The sequence below is a fragment of the Streptomyces sp. NPDC017993 genome, assembly GCF_044328065.1.
Taxonomy (GTDB): domain Bacteria; phylum Actinomycetota; class Actinomycetes; order Streptomycetales; family Streptomycetaceae; genus Streptomyces.
In genome coordinates, this window is record NZ_JBIRGO010000025.1 from 26089 (window position 1) to 42396 (window position 16308).

The window sequence follows — 16308 nt, forward strand, 5'->3', positions numbered from 1 at the left end:
CGCTCAGGTGGCGTGCGGGCCGCCGTCGGCCTCTGCGTCGTGGGAGTCCGTACCGCGCCCGTCCTCATGCCCGTTCGCAGTGCTGTCCCCGCCGCCGACGAATCCGTTCTCCTTGCGGAAGGACTCGTAGATCTGCAGCAGGACCTGCTTCTGCCTCTCGTTCAGCGAGGGATCGGTGAGTATCGAGGTCTGCACCCCGATCTCGTCCGGCCCGTGCCGCTCGTCGAGGATCCCGGCCTGGACGTACAGCGTCTCGGCGGAGATCCGCAGTGCCTTGGCAAGCTGCTGGAGGATCTCCGCGCTCGGCTTGCGCAAGCCGCGCTCGATCTGGCTGAGATACGGGTTGGACACCCCTGCGGCATCCGCGAGTTGCCGCAGGCTCAGCTGCGCCGTGCGCCGCTGCTCCCGCAGGAATTCGCCGAGATTGCCGACGTTGAGAGATGCCATGCCTCGATAGTGCACGCTCGTGCTAACTATTGCAAGCAAGCGCTAGCAAGAGTGGCGTCCGGGGTGGCGGGCCGCCTGTGAGGCTGAGCACGACAGGTGTCGCATGTTCAGGAGAACCGTCGTGCCGCCACGTTCACCCCCGTCCCGGCGGCCTGCCCGGCTCCGGCTCCCGGTCACCCGTGCCCGACAGCCGGCCGTCCCCGGTACCAAGCCGGGCGGCCTGTCGGAACCCGCCGCCACGGGACCGCGAGGCCGTCGGGAGTGAGGGAAAGTCACTGGCGCTGCGTTCCCTCCGGCCGGGAGACTTCCGGTGTGACGCTTCACGAGGATGAGATCAAGGTCGACGAGACGCTGGTCAGGTCACTGCTGAAGGCGCAGCGCCCGGAGTGGGCCGACCTGCCGTTGTCGCCCGCAGGCGCGGGCACGGACAACACCATGTACCGGCTGGGCGATGACCTGCTCGTGCGACTTCCACGAACCGTCGGCAACGGACAGTCCGTACGGACGGAGCAGGAGTGGCTTCCGCGCCTGGCGCCCCTCCTCGCCTGCCCGATTCCCGAGCCCGTGCACGCCGGGACGCCCACCGATGCCTTCCCCGTGGTCTGGTCGGTCCAGCGCTGGATCGACGGTGACGAAGCCGGCCCGGACACCGTCCGGGACTGGGCCGCCTTCGGATCCGACCTGGCGGCCGTCGTGGGGGAACTCCACCGCATCGACCTCATGGGTGCGACTCGCGCGGAGGGCCTCAGCTGGTACCGCGGAGGCAGCCTGGGGCCGTGCGACCAGTGGGTCGGCAGAAGTCTCGACGAGTGCCGAGCCTTCGTGGGTGCCGAGCTCGACGTGGACACTCTGGAACAGTTGTGGCGGGCCGCGCTCGCCCTGCCCGAGCCCTCCGGACCGCACGTATGGCTCCACGGCGACCTCAAGCCGACCAACCTCCTGGTACGGGGAGGCAAGCTCCACGCGGTCATTGACTTCGGAGCACTCTCGGTCGGCTTTCCCGACGCCGAGCACGCCACCCTCTGGGACCTGCCGCCACAAGCACGGCGGGCCTACTGGGACACCTTGAGCCTCGACGAGGCGACCTGGGCCCGCGCCCGCGCCTGGGCGATCGCGGTGGGCGTCAGCGGAATCTCCTATTACCGGCACACCTTCCCCGCCTTCGTCGCGGAGTGCCGAGCACGACTTCAGGCGATCCTGGCTGACGCCGCTGCGCGCTGACGGCCCTCCGGGTGGGAGGGCGATCCGCGGGGAGAAGCCCTCTACAAAGGGGTGCCTCGATCGGTCACATTCCTCCCTCGGCGCGAGTCATGGCAGCAGGCCCACGAAATCCATGGGTCGGCTCCGGGAGGCCGAACTCCCGGACGGACACATCGGAGAGTGCTGGAGATGACTGTGACGAGCTCACCCCTTCTGGTCACCGGGGGTACGGGAACCCTCGGGCGCCTCGTCGTGCCGCTGCTGCGGGACGCCGGCTGCGACGTACGGGTGCTCAGCAGACAGCGCCGGGATTCCGGGGACGGCATCGCCTACGTGACCGGGGACCTGCGGAAGGGCGAGGGACTGTCGGCCGCCGTCGACGGGGCCGGGACCGTCCTGCACCTCGCGGGCGGCCCCAAGGGCGATGAGGAAGCCACCCGCAACCTCATGGAGGCCGCCTCGCGTGCCGGGGTACGGCACGTGGTGTACATCTCGGTCATCGGCGCGGACAAGGTGCCGTTGAGCTGGTTCGCGGCCAAGCTGGGCGCGGAGCGGGCGGTGGCCGGGTCGGGCCTGCCGTGGACGACGCTGCGTGCCGCCCAGTTCCATGACCTCGCCCTGACCGCGGTGGAGAAGATGGCGAAACTGCCGGTGATCCCGGTCCCGGGCGGGCTCCGGTTCCAGCCGGTCGACGCCCGCGAGGTGGCGGCGCGGCTGGTGGAGCTGACGCTCGGTGAGCCGGCCGGTCCGGTGCCCGACCTCGCCGGGCCGACGGTGTACGGGATGGCCGAGTTGAGCCGTGGATATCTGGCGGCGCGTGGCAAGCGCCGGTTGATGATGCCGGTACGCCTGCCGGGGAAGGCCGGCCGCGCCTATCGGGCCGGCGCGAATCTGTCCCTTGAGGGGGCCGTCGTGGGTGAGCGGACGTGGGAGGACTTCCTTGCGGAGCGGGTGAGTTGAGGAGGACGGCGGTCGCCTCGGGGCCGCCGCCGGCCCTCCCGGGCAGGGGATCCGGGAGTGCTCGGCGGGTCGCCCCCGGACGTCCACCGACTAGCCGTCGCGCGATGCCCGCCGCTGGTCGGGGCGGGTTCCGACGATGACCGTGGCGTACCACTCGTCGCTGGTGGCCACCTGGGGGAGCAGCCCCGCGTCGGCGAACGCCTCGACCGCGCGCTCCGCCTGGCGCTCGCTGGTCTCGACCAGCAGATGGCCGCCCGGTGCCAGCCACCCGGTCGCCTCCCGGGTCACCCGGCGGAGCACGTCGAGCCCGTCCGCGCCGCCGTCGAGTGCCACCAGCGGTTCGTGTTCGCGGGCCTCCGGCGGCAGCAGTCCGACCTCTTCGGTGGGGACGTAGGGCACGTTGGCGACCAGGATGTCGATACGGCCCCGGAGGCCGCCGGGCAGCGGAGCGTAGAGGTCGCCCTCGTACACCTCGCCGCCGAGCGCGGCGACGTTGCGGCGGGCGCAGCGCACCGCGGCGGGTTCGATGTCGGCGGCATGCAGTTCGACCGGGTCGAGGGCGGCCGCCAGCGCGGCGCCGACCGCGCCCGAGCCGCAGCAGAGGTCGACGAGGACCGTGGGCCGCCGGGAGGTGCGGTCGGCGGAGGGGCCGGCGAGGGCCAGGGCTCGCTCCACGAGGAACTCGGTGCGGCGGCGGGGCACGAAGACCCCGGGGTCCACCGCCATCCGCCGGCCGTGGAACTCGGCCCACCCCAGGACGTGTTCGAGCGGCAGTCCGTCTGCCCTGCGCCGCACCATGGCGGCGAGGTCGGCCGGTGTGCGGGCGGTGGAGAGGAGCAACTCGGCCTCGTCCTCGGCGAAGACACAGCCGGCGGAGCGGAGCGTGGTGACGACGGTGGAGCGGGAGAGAGTCGGGGGGAGGGGTGACGGGTACGTCGACATGTGAGCCTTTCGGGGCGCCGATGGCGCTTCCCGGTCACGTCTGTCGGGCGGTCACCTGCTGCGGGCGGACCGTACGACGGTGAGACGGGAGCACCTGCCTGATCTGGCGGGGAATCGGTCTCACCTCCTGGGTCGGTCCACTGCGTGAGACGGCAACATTACCCGAGCCGCCACCCCGCGTCAGCACACGCGGGCCCGTTCCGGGCGCGGTTGACTTGGAGCGCGCTCGAACTCCTACCGTCGGGAACGGCGCTCCGGGGACGGCCCCGGAGCCACTTCGCCGTACGGCACCAGGAGGTTGCAGCATGACCGACATCCCCACGCGTCACCTCGGTGAACTGACGGTCTCCGCGCAGGGGCTCGGGTGCATGGGCATGAGTCACGGGTACGGGCCGGTGGACGACGAGCAGTCCGTCGCGACCCTCAACCGGGCGCTCGACCTGGGCGTCAGCCTGCTGGACACCTCCGACTTCTACGGGGCGGGGCACAACGAGGAGCTGATCGGGCGGGCCATCGCCGGCCGGCGGGACGAGGTGGTGCTGGCGACCAAGTTCGGCTTCGCCAACCGGCTCGGTGAGCCGACCGCGATCCGGGGGGACGCCGCCTACGTCCGGCAGGCGTGTGACGCGTCGCTGCGCCGGCTGGGGGTCGACCACATCGATCTCTACTACCAGCACCGGGTCGACCCCGATGTGCCGATCGAGGAGACGGTCGGCGCGATGGCCGAGCTGGTCGCGGCGGGCAAGGTGCGCCACCTCGGGCTGTCCGAGGCGGGCGCGGCGACGCTTCGCCGGGCGCACGCGGTGCATCCGATCGCCGCGCTGCAGAGCGAGTGGTCGCTGTGGACCCGCGACCTGGAGCACGAGATGGCGCCGGTGTGCCGGGAGCTGGGTATCGGTCTGGTGCCCTTCTCGCCGCTCGGTCGCGGCTTCCTGACGGGGCGGTACACCTCCGTGTCGGGGCTGCCGGAGACCGATGTGCGCCGTAGCCAGCCACGGTTCGCCGACGGCAACCTGGAGCAGAACCTCACCATCGTGGCGAAGCTGGACGAGCTGGCCGCCGCGAAGGGCGTCACCGCAGGCCAACTCGCCCTCGCCTGGGTGCAGCACCGCGGGGCGGACGTGGTGCCGATTCCGGGCACCCGCCGGCAGAAGTACCTGGAGGAGAACCTCGGCGCGCTCGCGATCGAGCTGTCCGGGGCCGAGCTCGCCGCCATCGACGCCGCGGCGCCGGCCGGCCAGGTCGCGGGGACGCGCTACGACGAGGTGAACATGACGTTCGTGAACCGGTGAGCGGACGCGGCCGGTGCGCCGGGCGGCGTGCGCGGGACGGTGTGCGCCGGGCGGTGTGCGCGGGACGGTGTGCGCCGGGCGGTGTGCGCGGGACGGTGTGCGCCGGGCGGTGTGCGCGGGACGGGGCTTCGCCTCGGTCGGCGGAGCCGTAACGGGCCGTGAGGGGCGCCGCGGCCTAGTCTTTTCCTGGGCGTATCCAGGCCCGCGGCGACCGCCGCGGTCCGCGGTCCGCCGCCCGTACGGAAGGACGGCCGCGCCATGGACTGGAAGCTCGAACTGGTGCCGATCCCGGTGTCCGACGTGGAACGGGCGAAGCGTTTCTACAGCGAGCAGGTGGGCTTCGCGGTGGACCACGACACCCGCGTCGGCGGGGACGTCCGCATCGTCCAGCTGACGCCGCCCGGCTCGGGCTGCTCGATCGTGATCGGCGCGGGCACCGGTGTCCGGCAGGCGGAGCCGGGGACGGTGCAGGGGATGCAGCTGGTGGTGCCCGACATCGAGGCGGCCCGCGCCCAGCTGGTCGCGCACGGCGTGGCGGCCGGTCCGGTGCAGCATCTGGAGGACGGGGCGATGGCCGAGGGCCCCGGCGAGCCGTGGAACTCCTTCGTGTTCTTCAACGACCCGGACGGCAACGGTTGGGCGGTGCAGGAGCGCCCGCCAGGGGCGCAGGCGTGAGGGCTCGGCTCCTCATAGGCTCGGCGGATGACGACGGATCAGGAAGAGTTTCTCCGGACGTTCCACGCCGCGCATCCGGCGGTGACCGCGCGGGCGATGGCCCATGGGCGGGCCGAGGACGGCCGGTCCAGCTACGCCATCCTGCGCGACCGGGTCGCGGGCTGCCGGCGGGTTCTGGACCTCGGGTGCGGTGACGGCCTACTGCTGGAGCTGCTGGGTGCGGACGAGGGCCGCACCCTCGCCGGACTGGACCTGTCCGCCGAGGAGTTGGCGCTCGCACGCCGCCGCCCGCACGCCGCACGGGCCGATCTCCGGGTCGGCCGGGCGCAGCGCCTCCCGTTCGGGGACGGGCGGTTCGACGGCTGCGTCTCGCACATGGCGCTGATGCTGATGAGCGACGCCGAGCGGGTCGCGGCCGAGCTGGCGCGGGTACTGCAGCCCGGCGGCACGCTGGCGGTGGTGCTGGGCGGCGGGGCCGCGGGCGGCGAGGCGTACGGCAGATTTCTGCGGCTGGCCGTGCCGCTGATCGAGGCGGCGCCGCAGCAGCAGCGGATCCCCCGCCTGGGGGACCGGCGGCTGCGGACCCGTGAGGGGTTCGACGAGGTCTTCGGCCCGGCCGGTTTCGGCCCGGCCGACTGGGAGACCGTACGGATCGATCTGACCGGGCCGCCGGAGCAGGTGTGGCGGACCGTGGGGGGCCTCTACGACCTGGGGCCGCTCGACGCCGCCGTCGCCGCTGAGCTGCGGGCTCGTTTCGAGACGGAGTCGGCGGCCTCGGAGCTGCCCGGCGGCCGGATCCCGTGCGCGATGCGGGTGCATGTCGCGACGGTGCGTCGGGCCTGAGGTCAGGCGCCGTAGGGCCGTGCGGCGCGGGCTTCTCGCAGGGCCACCGCCCACCAGGTCAGCTGGTTGAGGAGGGCGTCGGCGGCCCGGGCGGCGGGGTCGGGGTCGTGCAGCCGGCCGGCGTCGTCGAAGAGGTTGCCCGCGAGCGGGAAGCTGACCGTCTCGCGCACGGTCGTGGCGTGCAACTCGGCGAAGACCAGCCGCAGTTGCTCGATGGCCCGCAGGCCGCCGGAGACCCCGCCGTACGAGACGAAGCCGACCGGCTTGGCCTGCCACGGTGCGTGCAGCAGGTCGATGGCGTGCTTGAGCGGGGCCGGGAAGGAGTGGTTGTACTCCGGGGTGATCACGACGAACGCGTCCGCCGTGTCGACGCGCTTGGCGAAGGAGGCGTGGTCCTCGCTGCCGGGCCGGAGCTCGTAGGGGCGGACGGTGTCCAGGTCGATGACGTCGATGTCGATGTGCGGGTGCGCTGCGGTGTGCCGGGTGAACCAGTTCGCGATGACGGGCGCGAACCGGCCCTCCCGGGTACTGCCGATGATCACTGCGAGGCGGTAGCGGTGCTCGGACATGCGGGGCCCTCCGTGGTGTGCGCGGCGGTGTTGCCGTCAGACCACGACGCTAGAACCTCAAGAAAACTTGAGGTCAAGTGCGACGGGCCGGCGCGCCACGGTGCGCACCCACGCGTCCGCCCGCGGCGCGCGCGGGCCCGCTCCGCCCGGGCAGGGCCGAGCCCCGCGGGCGCCGCCCGCCCCGCCGGGCGGTCACTGCGCGCCGAACAGCGTCAGCAGCTCCGTCTTCTCGAACATCCGGGCCGTCTCGATCGCCGAGGGGGTGCCCGCCGACGGGTCCGCGCCATGGGCGATCAGCGCCTTGACGATCTCGTCCTCGCCCTTGAAAACCGCACCGGCGAGCGGCGTCTGGCCCCGGTCGTTGGGGCGGTCGGCGTCGGCGCCGCGCTGGAGCAGTGCCTCCACGGTGGCCGCGTGGCCGTGGTAGGCGGCCAGCATCACCAGGGAGTCGCCCTTGTCATTCGTCAGATTCGCGGGCACTCCCGCGTCCACATAGGCGGCGACGGTGTCGGTGTCGCCGTGCCGCGCCAGGTCGAAGACCTTGGCCGCGAGGTGCAGCACCTCGGGGTCGTGCGCGTGCTCGACCGTCTCGGGCCCCTGCGGCTCGGTACTCGCGTCGCTCATGTCGCCGGCCTCCTGCTGTGGTGAGTGGTGCACTGTGTCCTCGCCACTTTATGCAGGCCACCGCCGTTGGGGCAGTGCCTGCGGCGGTGCGGTGGGGCCGGAGGCCACCCCGGGCGGGTCGGGCCGCGGGGGTGTGGCCCGCGGGCCGTGCACCCCCGCTCGGCACCCGGCCCGCTCCCCGCGCCCCCGGCCGGGTGCCATCGGCCGGGATGTCGATGTGGAGCCCGGCTGCGAAGACGCCAACACATCCGATCCGACGGGGAGTTCGGGCGGGCTCACGTACGGGGGGCGCCAGGCACCCGCCCGTACGGTCCGAACGCGTGCTCAGAAGGCCGCGCGGATCTCCCCGACGCGTGCGGCGCCGCCCAGCAGCGGTGCGTCCTCGATCCGGGAGAGCACGGGGGCGTCGACCCCCATCCGGCGCAGGACCCGCGCCAGCACCGGCCCGAGCGTCCGGGTCGCGCCGTCATCGATCTTGAAGGCGAGCGCCCGGCCGTCGGGCAGCGCCAGCGCCTGGACGGCCTCCGCGCCCATCTTCGACAGCGTGCCGGGCAGCGCCTGCATCAGCCACGTGTCGGGACGGCGGGTGCCGGCGACGTACTCGGGGTGGGCGCGCATCGCGTCCGCCACCCGCCGCTCCGGGGTGCCCGGCTCGGCGGCGACGAAGTGCCGGAAGGCGCGGGCCAGACCGGTCAGCGACAGGGACATCAGCGGTGCGCCGCAGCCGTCGGTGCCGATGTGCGCGACGTCCTCGCCGCTCGCCGTGCGGACGCCGTCGAGCACCAGCTGCTGGAGCGGGTGATCCTGGTCGAGGTAGGACTCCAGCGGCCAGCCGTTGAGGGCGCAGGCGGCCAGCATGGCGGTGTGCTTGCCGGAGCAGTTCATCGTCAGCCGGTCGCGGACCTGGCCGGCCGCCAGATACCGCTCCGACTCCTCGGGGTCGAGCGGCAGATCGGGCGGGGTCTGCAGCTGGTCGGCGGTCAGGCCGTGCTCGGTCAGCATCGTCCGTACGAGGTCGAGGTGGAAGGACTCGCCGGAGTGGCTCGCGGCGGCCAGCGCCAGCCGCTCGCCCGACAGCTCAAGGCCCGCCCGCAGCACCGCGGCGGCCTGCATCGGCTTGTTCGCCGAACGGGGGAAGACCGGGGCCGCGGCATCACCCAGCGCCCACTCCACGCTGCCGTCGGCCGCCAGCACCACCAGCGAGCCGCGATGACGTCCCTCGACGAAGCCGGAACGGACGACCTCGGCGAGGACGGGGGACACCGCGGACTGCGCGGCCACCGCGGAATCCGGGGACGAAGAGGATTCCTGGGACGGCTCGGATATCGGGGTGGGCGAGGTCATCGTCGGCCTTCCGGGAGTGACCCGCGTCCTCCGGGGTGGCCGGGTCAGGACAGCAGGTCGTCTACTTGTGCTTCGCCATCACGGTACCTGCGGGTGATTTCGGTACTGCAATCGTCGGCCATCCGCTGCAGCGCATGACGGCGCCGCGAGACCTGCCGCTCATGGCGGATCAGCCGGCCCATCGCGTCGTGCAGCTCCTCGTCCGTCCGCGCGGTCAGGTCGGACAGCTCGACCTCGCCGAGCATCTGCTCGGCCATCTCGCGGTACTCCTCGCTGTGCGGCGTCCCGAGGGTCACGTGCCGGGCCGAGGAGCGGTGCCGCGACGGCAGGTCCGTGAGGATCTCCGGCAGGCGGTCGAGCAAGGGCGAATGCTGCGCGGTGCGCCGGGCGATCTCGGCCCGCAGGATGTCGATCCGGCCCTGCAACAGCCGCCGCAGATAGCTCAGATCGGCCTCGTCCTGCTGCGCGTCACGCCGTACCACCCGCAGCTCGGGCAGTCCCAGGAGGGACAGATCGGGTGTCGTGACGGGGTGGCAGTGGTCACGTTGCTGCGGGGGGCGGGGGTGCTGGGCCTGGCCTGCCGGGAGCATGGGGCCATCCTCGCTGCGGGTGGGCTCGTCAGGAGCCGTTGCCGTCGTGGTCAGGGCGGGCGGTGTGGGTACGGCGGTCGTTGTCGTACGGGTGGTCGGTGCGGGACCGGGCGTCTGCCCGGAGCCGGCAGTGCTCATGAGTCGTTCCGTCCCCTCGTCCGGTGCGGCATCCAGGGCATGTTGTCCGTGAAACGCACCGCGTGCACGCATCGTGCCACTCTGGGCGGTCCATGTGCAGGGCGATGGCACCCGAACGGCCCTCGTAGGGGTACAGCCGTACGGACGCCGAAGACGGCCGGGCATGATGGCCGGTATGCGAGCTGTGGTGCAGAGGGTCGACGGCGCACGTGTCGACGTGGCGGGCGAGACGGTCGGCGAAATCGTCGGTGAAGGGCTGTGCGTGCTGGTGGGGGTCACCCACGAGGACACCGCGCAGAAGGCGGCACAGCTCGCCCGCAAGCTCTGGTCGGTGCGGATCCTGCAGGGCGAGAAGTCCTGTTCGGACACCGGGGCGCCGCTGTTGGTGATCAGCCAGTTCACTCTCTACGGTGACGCCCGCAAGGGCCGCCGCCCCACCTGGAACGCCGCGGCCCCGGGGCCGGTGGCCGAACCGCTGGTCGACGAGGTCGTCGCGCAGCTGCGGGCGCTCGGCGCCCGGGTGGAGACCGGGCGCTTCGGCGCCGACATGAAGGTGTCGCTGACGAACGACGGCCCGTTCACGGTGCTCGTCGAGGTCTGAGCCCCGAGGCACCGTCGAACGGGCCGCTCACTAGGGCTCGACGACGACTTCCTGGGCGGCGGCCGTACCCGCCACCGTGAGCTGGGCGTCCAGCGGGACATTGCGCTTGACCAGTGCCAGGGCGATGGGGCCGAGTTCGTGATGGCGGGCCGAGGTCGTGACGAAGCCCAGCTGCCTGCCCTCCTCGCCGTCCGAGGCCAGCCGCACCGGTGCGCCGTGCGGCGGCAGATGCACCTCGCTGCCGTCCAGGTGCAGGAAGACCAGCCGGCGGGGCGGCTTGCCCAGGTTGTGGACCCGGGCGACGGTCTCCTGGCCGCGGTAGCAGCCCTTCTGCAGGTGCACGGCGGTGCCGAGCCAGCCCAGCTCGTGCGGGATGGTGCGGTGGTCGGTCTCCAGACCGAGCCGGGGGCGGTGCGCCTCGACGCGCAGGGCCTCCAGGGCCAGGATGCCGATCGCCGGGCCGTGCGCCGCCGCGAACGACTCCAGGTCGGCACGGGGCAGGAACAGGTCCCGGCCGTGCGCGGTCTCGCGTGCGACGGTCTTCTCCGGCACCTCGGTGATGGAGCCGGCCGGGAGGTGGACGACCGCGATCTCGTCGGTGCGGTCGGCGACCTCGACGCGGTAGAAGAACTTCATGCTCTCCAGGTAGGCGATCAGCGCCTCCTGGGTGCCGGGTTCGGTGTGCAGCCAGGTGCTCTCGCCGTCGTCGACGAGATAGAGCGCGTGCTCGATGTGACCGTGTGCGGAGAGGATCAGCGCCTCGGTGGCATGGCCGGGCGCGAGATCGGTGACGTGCTGGGTGATCAGCAGGTGCAGCCAGGGCAGCCGCTCGGCGCCGGTGACCGTGACCACCCCACGGTGCGAGAGGTCCACGAAGCCGGAGCCGTCGGCGAGGGCGCGCTGCTCCCGGAAGAGGTCGCCGTAGTGCGCGGCGACGCCTTCGTCGGGGGCTTCTGCGGGGACCGCACCGGGCAGCGACAGCAGGGGGCTGGCTTTCGAATGTCGCAGCATGAAGCCAGCCTACGACTCGACCGCGCGCGGGCTACCCGTCGCCCTTGGCGGCCTTGGCGGCCTTGGCGGTGCAGGACGCACAGCGACCGAAGATCGCGAAGTGCTTCATGTCCGTCACGAACCCGAATCTCTCGCGCAGCTCGGCGGTGAACGGCTCGGCCACCGACAGATCCGCCTCGATGACCTCCGTGCAGTCCCGGCACACCAGGTGGATGTGGTGGTGACGGTCGGCGAGGTGGTAGGTCGGGGCGCCGTGGCCGAGGTGGGCGTGGCTGACCAGGCTCAGTTCCTCCAGCAGCTCCAGGGTCCGGTAGACCGTGGAGATGTTCACGCCGCCCGCCGTCTTGCGCACCTCGGTGAGGATCTCGTCGGGGGTGGCGTGTTCCAGTCTGTCCACAGCCTCCAGTACCAGCTGACGCTGCGGGGTCAGGCGGTATCCGCGCCTGCGGAGGTCGCTCTGCCAGTCGGTGGTCACCACACAGCCAGTGTAAGAGGCTGTACGGCCGGTGCGTATGACGTCCGCCTCAGCCGTGGTGCACCCCGCGCAGATAGCGCGCCAGGGCGCTGATCGCGGCGGGGTTGCGGGGGCTCTCGACGAGTTCGGCGTAGTCCATGACGTAGATCCGCCGGTGCTTGATCGCCGAGACGTTCGCCAGCGGGGGGTAGGACAGCAGGAATTCCTTCTTCCGCTCGGCGGTGGTGGCGCCGTAGTCGTTGATGACGATGACGTCCGGATCGCGGGCGACGACGGTCTCCCAGCCCACCGTGGTCCAGGAGTCCTTGAGGTCCTTCATGACGTGGTCGCCGCCGGCCTTGGTGATGATGTCGTGCGGGCCCGCGTAGAAGCCCGAGGTCAGCGGCTTGTCGCGGCCGTCGTCGTAGAGGAAGACGGAGGGGCGGTCGCCCGGGGCGGGGATCTCGGCGCGGACCTGGGCGACCTGCTTGCGGTACCGCTTCACCAGGGCTTCCGCCCGGTCCCGTACGTCGAAGATCTTTCCGAGCGTCCGCAGGTCGGTGTAGAGCGCCTTCAGCGGCGGCATCACGCCGCGGGCGCTGCCGTCCGGGCCCTTGCGGCAGGACTCGGTCAGGACGTAGCTGCCGATGCCGAGCTTCTTGAGGGAGGCGGGGGTGAGGCCGTTGTCCTCGCCGAAGCCGTAGTTCCAGCCGGCGAAGACCAGGTCCGCCTTGGCGTCCAGGGCCATTTCCTTGGTGATGGCCTTCTTGGAGAGCCTGGGCACCTTGCCGTAGGCGTCCTTGTAGGGCACCGAGTCGAGGTCGCCCTTGTCGTCGGGCATGACATAGCCGGCCATGTGCTTCTCCAGGCCCAACGCGAACATCAGCTCGGTGATGCCGACGTCGTTGGTGACCACGCGCTGCGGGGCCTTGTCGTACGTCGTGCGGACGCCGCAGTTCTCGATGGTGACCGGGTAGTGGCCGGAGCGCCCGGCGGCGTCGTCGCCGTCGGTGGCGATCTGCGCGCCGCAGCCGGTGAGCGCGAGCGCGAGGACGGTGAGCAGGGCGGCGGGGCGGCGGGCCGGGGTCATCGGACGGATCCTCACTGAGCGGTCGGGGCGGCCCGGTCGGGCCGGGGGAGTGCGGTGGAGGCGGCCGCGCCAGGGGCGGCGTCCTCGCGCGTCAGACGGTCGAACAGCAGCTGTACGGCGCCCGATTCGGGATGCCGTACGCGGTGCGCGCGGACGCCGAAGACCTCGGCGAGCAGCTCGGGGGTCAGGACGTCGTGCGGTGGGCCCGAGGCGACGATCCGGCCGTGCGCGATGACGTACAGCTCGTCGCAGTGCACGGCGGCCAGATTGAGGTCGTGCAGCGCGGTGAGCACCGTCAGCCGGCTGTCCCGCACCAGGGCGAGGACCTCCAACTGCTGGGCGATGTCGAGGTGGTTGGTGGGCTCGTCGAGCACCAGCACGGCCGGCTCCTGGGCCAGCGCGCGGGCGATGAGAACCCGCTGCTTCTCCCCGCCGGACAGGCTCAGGAAGCCGCGTCCCGCGAGGTGGTCCGCCCCGACCCGGGCCAGTGCCCGCGCGCACACCTCGGTGTCCGTGTGCTGGGCGCGGCCCGAGCCGCGCTGATGCGGCAGCCGCCCCATCGCCACGACCTCGGTGACCGTGAAGTCGAACTCGGTACTGGCCTCCTGCGGCAGCGCGGCCAGCAGCCGTGCGCCCTCCCGCGCGTCCATGGCATGCAGCTCCCTGCCGTCCAGGCTGACGGTGCCCGCGGCCGGGCGCAGCGCGCGGTAGACGCAGCGCAGCAGCGTCGACTTGCCGCTGCCGTTGGGGCCCACCAGCCCCACGAGGCGGCCGCTGCCGGCCTGCAGGGTGATGTCGTGGACCAGCCGGTGCCCGGCCACCTCCACCGACAGGCCGTCGATGTCGAGCCGCATCAGGCGCCGCCTCCGAAGGTGTAGCCGCGCCGCCGCATCAGCAGCACGAAGCAGGGCACACCGAGGACGGCGGTGATCACGCCCACCGGCAGTTCGACGGGCGCGAGCAGTACCCGCGAGAGCAGATCGACCCAGACCAGCAGCACCGCGCCCAGCAGCGGCGCGACCGCCAGTACCCGGCGGTGGTCGGCGCCCACCAGCATCCGCGTCACATGCGGCACCATCAGCCCGACGAAGCCGATCGCGCCGCTGACCGCGACCACCGCGCCGGTGACCGCGGCGGAGACGACGAACAGCTCACGGCGCAGCCGCTCCGCGTCGACCCCGAGTGCCGCCGCGGTCTCGTCTCCCATGGCCAGCGCGTTCAACCGGCCCGCGGAGAGCAGCAGATGGGCCAGCGCGGCGGCCACCGCGGCCGCCGCGATCGGCACCGAACCCCAGCCGGCCCCGCTCAGGCTCCCGAGCAGCCACATCATCGCCGAGCGGGCCGCCTCGCCGCGGTCGGCGGTGAACACCATCAGGGTGGTGACGGCGGAGAAGCCGTAGTACATCGCGGTGCCGGTCAGCACCAGGCGCAGCGGGGTGAGCCCGTGGGCGGTACGGGCGGCCGCGTACACCAGGGTCATCGCGATCAGCGCGGAGACGAACGCGGACACCGAAAGGGCCCAGACGCCCAGCGCGCCCAACGCCCCGAAGAGGAGTACCGCGTTGGCGCCGACGGCGGCCCCGGAGGAGATGCCGAGCACGAACGGGTCGGCGAGCGCGTTGCGGACCAGGGCCTGGACGGCGACGCCGATGGCGGACAGCCCGGCGCCGACGACGGCCGCCAGCACGGCCCGCGGGAAGCGCAGCTCCCACACGATGGTGTACGCGGAGACCTCGTCCGCGGTGAGAGTGCCGCCGGTCAGCCCCGCGCCGAGGTACCGCACCACCTGCGCCCAGCTCAGTCCGGCGGCGCCGAGGCCGATGCCGCACAGCAGGGAGCCGAGCAGGACGACGGAGAGCGCGGCCACCAGGAGCGGTACGGGCAGTCGTCGGGGCGGCACGGGGCCGGCCGCCGGTACGGGGGCGCGGGGCGTGGCCTCGGTGGTCGCCACGGGCGGTCCGCCTTCGGTCGGGCCGCGTACGGAAGAAGGTACGGCCCGGCGCGGGTGGCGGCGGAGGCGTCCCCTCGCAGACCACGGCGAGTTGTCAGGATCCGGCGCCGCCGCGGGCGATCGGGCTTGCGGACAGGGTGCTTCCGCTTACCGTTGCGGGTCAGCGCCGGACTCTCACCGGACTTCCCCCGCGGGGCGCTGTCGTGCGTGTGCAGATGTACGGCGGGGGCGGGCCGCGGTACGGGGACCGGGCGGCCCGCTCGCCGGAGGCCGGCCTACTTGAAGAAGGCGATGCCGTCGTCGGGCAGGTCCTTGAGGTCCTTGGCCCACTCGCTCGGGTCGACGACCTTCTTCAGGTGCGCGGACATGTACGGGCGCAGCGGCACCTCGGGGGTGGCCTTCTCGCCGACCCACATCAGGTCGCTGTTGACGTAGCCGTAGAGCCGCTTGCCACCGCTGTACGGGCCGGAGGAGGCGGTCCGGGCGACGGCGTCCGTGGCCAGGTCGATCTGCGGCTTCTGGTCGGCCAGCTCGCCGTACCAGACCTCCGCCACGCCCTGGTCGCGGATCATCACGACCTCGACCTTGCGGTCCGCGTCGATGCGCCAGTAGCCGCTCTCGGTCTCCAGCGGGCCGACCTTCTTGCCCTCGCCGTCGAGCACCCAGCTGTGCGAGGTGTATTCGATGAAGTCACGGCCGTCGTGGGTGAAGGTGACTTCCTGCCCGAAGTTGCACTTCTCGGTGCCGGGGAAGTCAGCGACGCCCGCGCCCTCCCAGTTGCCGAGGAGGAAGGCGAGCGGCACCAGGGCCGGGTTCAGGTCGGACGGGATCTCGATCATGAGCTCAGGCGATCTGTAGGGGAGGGGACAGCCGGGGCGCGCCAGCGCTCCTGCTGAGGGCAGGGGAGGGGCAGGTTCAGCGCTGGCCCTGGTACAGCTTCTTCCAGGTCAGGCCGGCGAAGGCGACGACGCCGACGGCGACCAGGACGAGCAGGGTGGTGAAGACTGCCTCAAGCACGAGCGCGCTCCTTGGACGGAGTGAGGTGTTACGGACCGGAGGCAAGTCTAGTCGGCGCCGGGGCGACCGGCTGTGTGAGGTTCCCCGCCAGGCCCGGTGGGCGCCGCGCGGGCGGATCGCCGGGCGCGGGCCGTACGGGCGCGGGTCCCCGGAGGCGGTCGGCGGGGCTCTAGTCTGAGGCCATGGCGAAGAAGCTCGTGATCAAGGTGACGGCGGGTGCGGACGCGCCCGAGCGGTGCTCGCAGGCGTTCACGGTGGCGGCGGTGGCGGTGGCCAGCGGCATCGAGGTGTCCCTGTGGCTGACCGGCGAATCGGCGTGGTTCGGGCTGCCGGGGCGGGCGGGCGAATTCGAGCTGCCGCACGCCGCGCCGCTGCCGGAGCTGATCGACGGCATCATCGCGGGCGGCGGCGCGATCACGGTCTGCACGCAGTGTGCGGCCCGGCGCGACATCGAGGAGAAGGACCTGATCGAGGGTGCGGGCATCGCCGGTGCCCAGGTCTTCGTCAGCGAGATCATGCCGGAGGGCGTGCAGGCGCTGGTGTACTGACGTCGGGCCGCG

19 protein-coding genes and 1 riboswitch are annotated in these 16308 nt (G+C 72.4%); of the genes, 7 read left to right on the top strand and 12 right to left on the bottom strand.

The features are described from left to right. Window positions 1-3: 3 nt before the first annotated feature. Window positions 4-447 carry a helix-turn-helix domain-containing protein gene (locus tag ACH4FH_RS33265; RefSeq protein ID WP_398559668.1) on the bottom strand — a complete coding sequence of 148 codons (444 nt, stop codon included), beginning with the start codon at window positions 445-447 and terminating at the stop codon, window positions 4-6. A gap of 312 nt (window positions 448-759) precedes the next feature. Here ACH4FH_RS33265 and ACH4FH_RS33270 point away from each other — a divergent pair, with 312 nt between their 5' ends. Together ACH4FH_RS33270 and ACH4FH_RS33275 are read left to right on the top strand one after the other, a co-directional pair. After that, a complete protein-coding gene (locus ACH4FH_RS33270) occupies window positions 760-1668 on the top strand; it encodes an aminoglycoside phosphotransferase family protein (RefSeq protein WP_398559669.1) in 909 nt (302 codons plus the stop codon). 168 nt (window positions 1669-1836) lie between these two features. Next, complete coding sequence (locus ACH4FH_RS33275; protein WP_398559670.1) at window positions 1837-2607, top strand: SDR family oxidoreductase; 771 nt, start codon at window positions 1837-1839, stop codon at window positions 2605-2607. Window positions 2608-2697: 90 nt separating this feature from the next. Here the strand turns inward: ACH4FH_RS33275 and ACH4FH_RS33280 are convergent, their stop codons facing one another. Beyond that, entirely contained in the window at window positions 2698-3549 is an 852-nt protein-coding gene (locus ACH4FH_RS33280) for a putative protein N(5)-glutamine methyltransferase (protein ID WP_398559671.1), read from the bottom strand. A 305-nt stretch (window positions 3550-3854) separates the two neighbouring features. Here ACH4FH_RS33280 and ACH4FH_RS33285 point away from each other — a divergent pair, with 305 nt between their 5' ends. The 3 genes from ACH4FH_RS33285 to ACH4FH_RS33295 all read left to right on the top strand — a co-directional run bounded on the left by ACH4FH_RS33285 (window position 3855) and on the right by ACH4FH_RS33295 (window position 6359). Then, entirely contained in the window at window positions 3855-4841 is a 987-nt protein-coding gene (locus ACH4FH_RS33285; protein ID WP_398559672.1) for an aldo/keto reductase, read from the top strand. A 258-nt stretch (window positions 4842-5099) separates the two neighbouring features. After that, window positions 5100-5516 (top strand): VOC family protein, encoded by a 417-nt coding sequence (locus ACH4FH_RS33290; protein WP_398559673.1) that lies wholly within the window; start codon window positions 5100-5102, stop codon window positions 5514-5516. 27 nt (window positions 5517-5543) lie between these two features. After that, complete coding sequence (locus tag ACH4FH_RS33295; RefSeq protein ID WP_398559674.1) at window positions 5544-6359, top strand: class I SAM-dependent methyltransferase; 816 nt, start codon at window positions 5544-5546, stop codon at window positions 6357-6359. Window positions 6360-6361: 2 nt separating this feature from the next. On the opposite strand, the gene ACH4FH_RS33300 is transcribed toward ACH4FH_RS33295, so the two are convergent. The 4 genes from ACH4FH_RS33300 to ACH4FH_RS33315 all read right to left on the bottom strand — a co-directional run bounded on the left by ACH4FH_RS33300 (window position 6362) and on the right by ACH4FH_RS33315 (window position 9624). After that, complete coding sequence (locus ACH4FH_RS33300) at window positions 6362-6928, bottom strand: NADPH-dependent FMN reductase (RefSeq protein WP_398559675.1); 567 nt, start codon at window positions 6926-6928, stop codon at window positions 6362-6364. Window positions 6929-7120: 192 nt separating this feature from the next. Beyond that, on the bottom strand, window positions 7121-7552 hold the full coding sequence (locus tag ACH4FH_RS33305) for an ankyrin repeat domain-containing protein (protein ID WP_398559676.1): 432 nt from the start codon (window positions 7550-7552) through the stop codon (window positions 7121-7123). 324 nt (window positions 7553-7876) lie between these two features. Continuing rightward, window positions 7877-8896, bottom strand: coding sequence for an asparaginase (locus ACH4FH_RS33310; protein ID WP_398559677.1), 1020 nt, complete (start codon window positions 8894-8896; stop codon window positions 7877-7879). Between the two features lie 44 nt (window positions 8897-8940). Further along, window positions 8941-9624 carry an ABC transporter substrate-binding protein gene (locus ACH4FH_RS33315; protein ID WP_398559678.1) on the bottom strand — a complete coding sequence of 228 codons (684 nt, stop codon included), beginning with the start codon at window positions 9622-9624 and terminating at the stop codon, window positions 8941-8943. A gap of 175 nt (window positions 9625-9799) precedes the next feature. On the opposite strand from ACH4FH_RS33315, the gene dtd reads away from it, so the two are divergent. Next, on the top strand, window positions 9800-10225 hold the full coding sequence (gene dtd / locus ACH4FH_RS33320) for a D-aminoacyl-tRNA deacylase (RefSeq protein WP_398559679.1): 426 nt from the start codon (window positions 9800-9802) through the stop codon (window positions 10223-10225). 30 nt (window positions 10226-10255) lie between these two features. Here dtd and ACH4FH_RS33325 read toward each other — a convergent pair whose 3' ends face one another. The 6 genes from ACH4FH_RS33325 to ACH4FH_RS33350 form a co-directional block, all read right to left on the bottom strand. Further along, on the bottom strand, window positions 10256-11236 hold the full coding sequence (locus ACH4FH_RS33325; RefSeq protein ID WP_398559680.1) for a YgfZ/GcvT domain-containing protein: 981 nt from the start codon (window positions 11234-11236) through the stop codon (window positions 10256-10258). 31 nt (window positions 11237-11267) lie between these two features. Next, window positions 11268-11714, bottom strand: coding sequence for a Fur family transcriptional regulator (locus ACH4FH_RS33330; RefSeq protein WP_398559681.1), 447 nt, complete (start codon window positions 11712-11714; stop codon window positions 11268-11270). A 46-nt stretch (window positions 11715-11760) separates the two neighbouring features. Further along, window positions 11761-12780, bottom strand: a complete 1020-nt coding sequence (locus tag ACH4FH_RS33335) for an ABC transporter substrate-binding protein (RefSeq protein WP_398559682.1) — start codon at window positions 12778-12780, stop codon at window positions 11761-11763. Window positions 12781-12791: 11 nt separating this feature from the next. Then, entirely contained in the window at window positions 12792-13634 is an 843-nt protein-coding gene (locus ACH4FH_RS33340) for an ABC transporter ATP-binding protein (RefSeq protein WP_398559683.1), read from the bottom strand. After that, entirely contained in the window at window positions 13634-14731 is a 1098-nt protein-coding gene (locus ACH4FH_RS33345; protein WP_398559684.1) for a FecCD family ABC transporter permease, read from the bottom strand. The genes ACH4FH_RS33340 and ACH4FH_RS33345 overlap by 1 nt, the downstream gene beginning before the upstream one ends. 114 nt (window positions 14732-14845) lie before the next feature. Continuing rightward, window positions 14846-14920, bottom strand: a riboswitch (cobalamin riboswitch). A gap of 86 nt (window positions 14921-15006) precedes the next feature. Then, a complete protein-coding gene (locus tag ACH4FH_RS33350; RefSeq protein ID WP_393894858.1) occupies window positions 15007-15570 on the bottom strand; it encodes an FABP family protein in 564 nt (187 codons plus the stop codon). Between the two features lie 360 nt (window positions 15571-15930). Between ACH4FH_RS33350 and ACH4FH_RS33355 the strand changes: the two genes are divergently transcribed. After that, the gene (locus tag ACH4FH_RS33355; protein ID WP_398559685.1) at window positions 15931-16296 is read left to right on the top strand and encodes a DsrE family protein; all 366 of its coding nucleotides are present in this window, start codon (window positions 15931-15933) and stop codon (window positions 16294-16296) included. Window positions 16297-16308 lie beyond the last annotated feature (12 nt).